Below are 6,554 nucleotides of genomic sequence, written 5' to 3' on the forward strand. Positions count from 1 at the left end.
GCGGACGGCCAGCGACGATCACGCCGTGTCCCAACAGATGCACACCCGGCCCCCCGCGGCTGCGCGCCGTCCGGCAGAGTTGACGCTGTGCAGTTCTCCCCGGTCATGATCGCAGTCGCGGTGCTGAGCGGGCTCGGGGCGACGGTGGCCACCGGTCTGCTGGTCGTCTCGGTCCGGCACCGGAGTGGCGGATACCGGCAGGCCCACCTGCTGCTGGCCGCAGGCGCCACGGTCGCGACACTGAGCCTGGCCACCGGGCTGGCCGCCGTCGCCGTCCAGGGGGACCACCAGGGAGAACGAACACAGTGGGCGACCGTGGTCGCGATCGGCATCGCGGTCAGCGGCTTCCTCGGGTGCGCCGGGCTGCTCCGGATGCCCGGGGTCGTCGGGTCGCCGTCCGGCGCGGTCCGGCTGCTGCTCGACGGGGTGAGCGTGGCGGCGGCGCTCTGGTTCGTCGGCTGGGTGCTGTTCTCCGAGCCCACCCGGCTGCTCGGTGAGACCACCCACCTGGCCTGCCCGCCGATCCTGCTCGCCACGGTCAGCGCGGCCCTCGCCGCCGGGCTGAACGCGGTGGTCGCCGCCCGGGCCCCCCGCCCCCGGGCCCGGCTGGCCGGCCTCTGCTGCGGCGTCACCAACATGGTCTGCGGCGGGCTGGGGGTGGCGGGCGGACTCTGCGAGGGCCTTGCGTGGCTGGCCCTGGCCGGTGGGGCCGTGCTCGCCGTCGGGCTGCTCTCCGCCGGCCTCGCCGTGCACACCACCAAACCGCCCGGCCAGGTGGACGCCGACCTGATCCGCCGGGACAGCGAGTACGCCTTCGTCCCGATGGTCGCCATGGCCGCCTCGGCGGCGTACCACCTCCTCCAGGACGGCCGCTTCGACGCCCTCGCCATCACCGCCGGCAGCATCGAGGGGTTCGCGCTGGTGACCCGGCAGTACCTCACCCTGCACGACATGCGCGGGTACGCCGCCCGGCTGGCCGAGCGGGAGGCGCACTTCCGTGAGCTGGCCCACACCGATCCGCTGACCGGGCTGGCGAACCGGCGGGGACTGCTGCGCGCGCTGGCGTCCGCCGTCGCCGGCGGCGAGCCGGTGGTGCTGCTCGGCCTCGACCTGGACGGCTTCAAGCACGTCAACGACATGCGGGGGCACGACGTCGGCGACGCGGTGCTCGCCGAGGTGGGGCGGCGACTGCGCGCCCGGCAGGGCCCCGAGGATCTCGCCGCCCGCCTCGGCGGGGACGAGTTCGCGGTGCTGACCCGTCGCGGTCCGCAGGACGCCGAGCGGCTGGCCCAGGTGCTGCTGCACGCGCTCGGCGAGGCGTACCAACAGCCGGACGGACCGGTCTTCCTCTCGGTGAGCGTCGGCGTCGCCGGACGGGGCGACCCGGACGGCGCGGCCGGGTCACACCACGTCGACGAGTCGGACGTCGAGGTGCTGCTGCGCCACGCCGACCTGGCCCTGCGCCACGCCAAGCAGCAGGGCAAGAACCGGGTCGAGCGGTACGACGCCACGTACGAGCGGATGCTGCGCCGCCGGACGACCGTGGAGCACGAGATGCGTGGGGCGATCGGGCGCGGCGAGCTGCGGCTGGTGTTCCAACCGGTGGCCTCCCTGCCGTCGGTGCGCCCGGTCGGGGCGGAGGCGCTGCTCCGCTGGCGCCACCCGGAGCTGGGCAATGTCCGGCCGGACGAGTTCATCCCGCTCGCCGAGGAGTGCGGCATGATCGCCGCGCTCGGCGCGTGGGTGCTCGACCAGGCATGCCTCCAGCTCTCCCGCTGGCTGGCCGACGGCCACGACGTCTGGGTGTCGGTGAACGTCTCGCCCCGGGAACTGCATGCCGAGGAGTACGTCGGCCAGGTCGCCGAGGCGCTGCGGGCGCACCGGGTGCCGCCGCAGCGACTGGTGCTGGAGGTGACCGAGCACACCGTGGCGACCGACGTCGACGAGCTGATCCGGCGGTTGACCGCGCTGCGTCGCACCGGGGTGCGGATCGCGTTGGACGACTTCGGCGCCGGGTACTCGTCCCTGGGACAGCTCCGCCGGCTACCGATCGACATCCTCAAGATCGACCACAGCCTGGTCGCCGAGCACGAGCCCGTCCGTCCGGTGGACCGGGACGGGCCGCCGTTCGCCCCGATGGTCGACATCGTGATGCGGCTGGGCCACCAGCTCGGGTTGGAGGTGATCGCCGAGGGGGTCACCTCGCCGACCGAGCTGGCCGCGGTGGTCGCCGCCGGCTGCCGGTTCGGGCAGGGGGCGCTCTTCGGCTGGGGCGTACCGGCGGAGAACCTGGAGGCGATGCTCGACGCCGCGACCTCGGTCGTGCCGCGACCGTCCCCGGCGGCCGACGACGAGCCGGCGCTGGTACGGGCCGGAACGGCGGACCCGGAGCCGGTGCGGAGCGAGCGGGGGAGCCAGTCCGACCTGGTTGCCGAGGATGCGGCATCGACGCAGGTCAGGCCCGGTGTCGGGCGGGACGTGCATGGTGGTGCGGCACGTCGTTGACCAACATGTGGGATCAGTTGACTCATCGCGTGAGATGCGTCAGGCTGTCCCCATGCCGTCGTTCCGCTTCCCGCGAGTACTTACCTGAGCGCACTCTCCTCCTCGTGAGAGTGCGCTGGCCCCGTGCGTCTGCACGAGGGCCGTTTTTATTGCCGTTGGACCCATCGGGGCGGGCCCCGCCCGCGTTGCACTGCTTGACGAGCCACTCACCCGAGCCGAAGGCCAGAACCACCATGACGAGACCCACGCCAGAGACCCTCGCCCACTCCGCCCGGCGAGCCCGCACGAGCACCGAGCCCGCCGCCGACCGCACCGCCGCCCCGGCGGTACCCGCCCCGGCCACCCCACTCCAGGTCTCCGGTGCCGGTTCCCTGGTGCGCTCGCTCGAGGCGCTCGGCGTCGACGTGGTCTTCGGTATCCCCGGCGGGGCGATCCTGCCGGCGTACGACCCGCTCTACGACTCCCGGGTCCGGCACATCCTGGTCCGGCACGAGCAGGGCGCGGGACACGCGGCGACCGGGTACGCGCAGGCCACCGGTCGGGTCGGGGTCTGCATCGCCACCTCCGGCCCCGGCGCGACGAACCTGGTCACCCCGATCGCCGACGCGTACATGGACTCGGTGCCGCTGGTCGCGATCACCGGGCAGGTGGCGCGGGCCTCGATCGGCACGGACGCCTTCCAGGAGGCGGACATCCAGGGCATCACGCTGCCGATCACCAAGCACAACTTCCTGGTGCAGACGCCCGAGGAGATCCCGCAGGTGCTGGCCGAGGCGTTCCACCTGGCCTCCACCGGGCGCCCCGGGCCGGTGCTGGTCGACATCCCCAAGGACGTCCTCCAGGCGCAGACCACCTTCACCTGGCCGCCCAACCTCGACCTGCCCGGCTACCGGCCCACCCTGCACCCGCACGGCAAGCAGATCCGCGAGGCGGCCCGGCTGATGACCGGCGCCCGCCGGCCGGTGCTCTACGTCGGTGGCGGCGTGCTCAAGGCCGGGGCGACCGAGGGGCTGCGCCGGCTCGCCGAGCTGACCGGTATCCCGGTGGTCACCACGCTCATGGCGCGCGGCGCGTTTCCCGACTCGCACGAGCAGCACCTGGGCATGCCCGGCATGCACGGCACGGTCGCTGCGGTGTACGCGTTGCAGAAGTCGGATCTGATCGTGGCGCTGGGGGCGCGCTTCGACGACCGGGTGACCGGCCGGCTGGACTCCTTCGCCCCCGGCGCGGCCGTGGTGCACGCCGACATCGACCCCGCCGAGATCGGCAAGAACCGGACGGCGGACGTGCCGATCGTCGGTGACGCCCGGCACGTGATCGACGAGCTGATCGGCGCGGTCACCGTCGAGCACGCCGCCGGCCGGACGGCCGATCTGGCCGACTGGTGGGCGCAGCTCGACGACCTGCGCGGGCGTTACCCGCTCGGCTACGACGAGCCCGCCGACGGCACCCTCGCCCCGCAGTACGTGATCAAGCGGCTCGGCGAGATCGTCGGCCCGGACGCGATCTACGTGGCCGGCGTCGGGCAGCACCAGATGTGGGCGGCCCAATTCATCTCGTACGAGAAGCCGTACACCTGGCTCAACTCCGGCGGTGCCGGCACGATGGGGTACGCCGTCCCGGCCGCGATGGGCGCGAAGGTCGGCCAGCCGGACACGGTGGTCTGGGCGGTGGACGGCGACGGCTGCTTCCAGATGACCAACCAGGAACTGGCCACCTGTGCCCTGGAGGGCATCCCGGTCAAGATCGCCATCATCAACAACGGCAACCTGGGCATGGTCCGGCAGTGGCAGACCCTGTTCTACGGCGAGCGGTACTCCAACACCGAGCTGGGCACCCACAAGCACCGCATCCCGGACTTCGTCAAGCTGGCCGAGGCGCTCGGCTGCGTCGGGCTGCGCTGCGAGAACGCCGCCGACGTGGACAAGACCATCGAGGCCGCGATGGCGATCGACGACGCGCCCGTGGTGATCGACTTCGTGGTCGGCAAGGACGCGATGGTCTGGCCGATGGTCGCCGCCGGCACCAGCAACGACGAGATCATGTTCGCCCGCGACGTCCGCCCGGTCTTCGACGAGGACGACGTCTGACCATGGACGGCCGGAGCGAACGAGTCAGCAAGCGCAGTCGGATGTCGCGCGACGGCGCGACCGAGCGAAGCGAGGCCGTGGCATGAACCTGCACACGCTGTCGGTTCTGGTGGAGAACAAGCCGGGTGTGCTGGCCCGGGTCTCCGGGCTCTTCTCCCGGCGTGGGTTCAACATCGACAGCCTCGCCGTCGGCGAGACGGAGAACCCGGACGTCTCCCGGATCACCATCGTGGTCAACGCCGAGTCGTCCCCGCTGGAGCAGGTCACCAAGCAGCTCAACAAGCTGGTCAACGTGCTCAAGATCGTCGAGTTGGACCCGCAGGTCTCGGTCGCCCGGGAACTGCTCCTGGTCAAGGTCCGCGCCGACCGGAGCGCCCGGAGCCAGGTGCTGGAGACGGTGAACCTCTTCCGCGCCCGGGTGGTCGACGTCGCCCCGGACACGCTGACCATCGAGGCGACCGGCACCCCCGACAAGCTGGACGCACTTCTGCGTGACCTGGAGCCCTTCGGCATCAAGGAGATGGTCCAGTCGGGCACCGTGGCGATCGGGCGCGGATCGCGCTCCATCACCGCCGGTCCGTCCCTCCGGGCCGCCTGACCCCCGACCAGACAGGCGCCGCGCGCCGCCGGAACCCGACCGGCGTCGCGCGCCGCCGGAAACCCAGCCGCACCGACCACGACGGGCCGCCCCGGGCCGTCGTACGAAAGGGAAAGTTCTCATGAGCGTTGAGGTGTTCTACGACGAGGACGCCGACCTGGGCCTCATCCAGGGCCGGAAGGTCGCGGTGATCGGCTACGGCAGCCAGGGTCACGCCCACGCGCTGTCGCTGCGCGACTCCGGCGTCGACGTGGTGATCGGTCTGCCCGAGGGCTCGAAGAGCCGGGCCAAGGCCGAGGAGCAGGGGCTGCGGGTGCTCACCCCGGCGGAGGCGTCCGCCGAGGCCGACGTGATCATGATCCTGGCCCCGGACACCGCGCAGCGCAAGCTCTACACCGAGTCGATCGCTCCGCACCTGAGCGCCGGCAAGGCACTCTTCTTCGGCCACGGTTTCAACATCCGGTACGGGCTGATCAAGCCCCCGGCCGACGTGGACGTGGCGATGGTCGCTCCGAAGGGCCCGGGTCACCTGGTCCGCCGCCAGTACGTCGACGGTAAGGGCGTGCCCTGCCTGGTCGCCGTCGAGCAGGACCCCTCGGGCAACGCGCTCGCCCTGGCCCTGTCGTACGCGAAGGGCATCGGCGGCAGCCGGGCCGGCGTGATCAAGACGACCTTCAAGGAGGAGACCGAGACCGACCTCTTCGGTGAGCAGGCGGTTCTCTGCGGTGGCGCGTCCGCGCTGGTGCAGACCGGATTCGAGGTGCTCACCGAGGCCGGGTACGCGCCCGAGGTGGCCTACTTCGAGTGCCTGCACGAGCTGAAGCTGATCGTCGACCTGATGTACGAGGGCGGCATCGCCCGGATGCGCTACAGCATCTCCGACACCGCCGAGTACGGCGACCTGTCCCGGGGCCCGCGCGTCGTCGACGCCCGGGTCAAGGAGGAGATGCGCAAGATCCTCTCCGAGGTCCAGTCCGGTGAGTTCGCCCGCGAGTGGATCGCCGAGGACGAGGCGGGCCGGCCGAACTACCGCAAGTGGCAGGCCGAAGGCGCGGCGCACCCGATCGAGGAGACCGGTCAGAAGCTGCGCGGCATGATGAGCTGGGTCGACCGTCCGATCACCGAGACCGCCTGACCCCGGTCGGTTCTTCCGACGCGGCCCGTGGCCCGACGCCCTGCCCGGCGTCCGGGACCACGGGCCGCATCGCTTTCCGCCCGCCGTCGCTTCGATCGACTCGGTATCGCCGAAACCGGCCTGTCCACGCGGGCGGTTTCAAGTGGCTGTTGCGACGAGGTGCTGGTGGAGTGCTTCGGCAGGATTCTGCCATCCCAGGGTTTGCCGGGGTCGTCCGTTGAGCTCG

General features: G+C 71.9%; 4 protein-coding genes. All 4 read left to right on the forward strand.

The features are described from left to right. The first annotated feature begins 105 nt into the window (after positions 1-105). The 4 genes from ACIBJE_RS24620 (at position 106) to ilvC (ending at position 6,328) form a co-directional block, all read left to right on the forward strand. Positions 106-2,505 (forward strand): putative bifunctional diguanylate cyclase/phosphodiesterase, encoded by a 2,400-nt coding sequence (locus ACIBJE_RS24620; protein WP_396752123.1) that lies wholly within the window; start codon positions 106-108, stop codon positions 2,503-2,505. A 233-nt stretch (positions 2,506-2,738) separates the two neighbouring features. Next, positions 2,739-4,595, forward strand: coding sequence for an acetolactate synthase large subunit (locus ACIBJE_RS24625; RefSeq protein WP_396752110.1), 1,857 nt, complete (start codon positions 2,739-2,741; stop codon positions 4,593-4,595). 82 nt (positions 4,596-4,677) lie between these two features. After that, positions 4,678-5,193: an acetolactate synthase small subunit gene (gene ilvN / locus ACIBJE_RS24630; RefSeq protein ID WP_396752112.1), complete on the forward strand. Its 516-nt coding sequence runs from the start codon at positions 4,678-4,680 to the stop codon at positions 5,191-5,193. A 121-nt stretch (positions 5,194-5,314) separates the two neighbouring features. Beyond that, complete coding sequence (gene ilvC / locus ACIBJE_RS24635; RefSeq protein ID WP_396752114.1) at positions 5,315-6,328, forward strand: ketol-acid reductoisomerase; 1,014 nt, start codon at positions 5,315-5,317, stop codon at positions 6,326-6,328. The last annotated feature ends 226 nt before the right edge of the window (positions 6,329-6,554 follow it).

The organism is Micromonospora sp. NPDC050187, from assembly GCF_044459745.1.
In the GTDB taxonomy this organism is placed as follows: domain Bacteria; phylum Actinomycetota; class Actinomycetes; order Mycobacteriales; family Micromonosporaceae; genus Micromonospora.

Excerpts from the sequence above, each read along its gene's own strand:
- ilvN (WP_396752112.1), top strand. The coding sequence starts at position 4,678 with ATGAACCTGCACACGCTGTCGGTTCTGGTGGAGAACAAGCCGGGTGTG.
- ilvC (WP_396752114.1), top strand. The coding sequence starts at position 5,315 with ATGAGCGTTGAGGTGTTCTACGACGAGGACGCCGACCTGGGCCTCATC.
- ACIBJE_RS24625 (WP_396752110.1), top strand. The coding sequence starts at position 2,739 with ATGACGAGACCCACGCCAGAGACCCTCGCCCACTCCGCCCGGCGAGCC.
- ACIBJE_RS24620 (WP_396752123.1), top strand. The coding sequence starts at position 106 with ATGATCGCAGTCGCGGTGCTGAGCGGGCTCGGGGCGACGGTGGCCACC.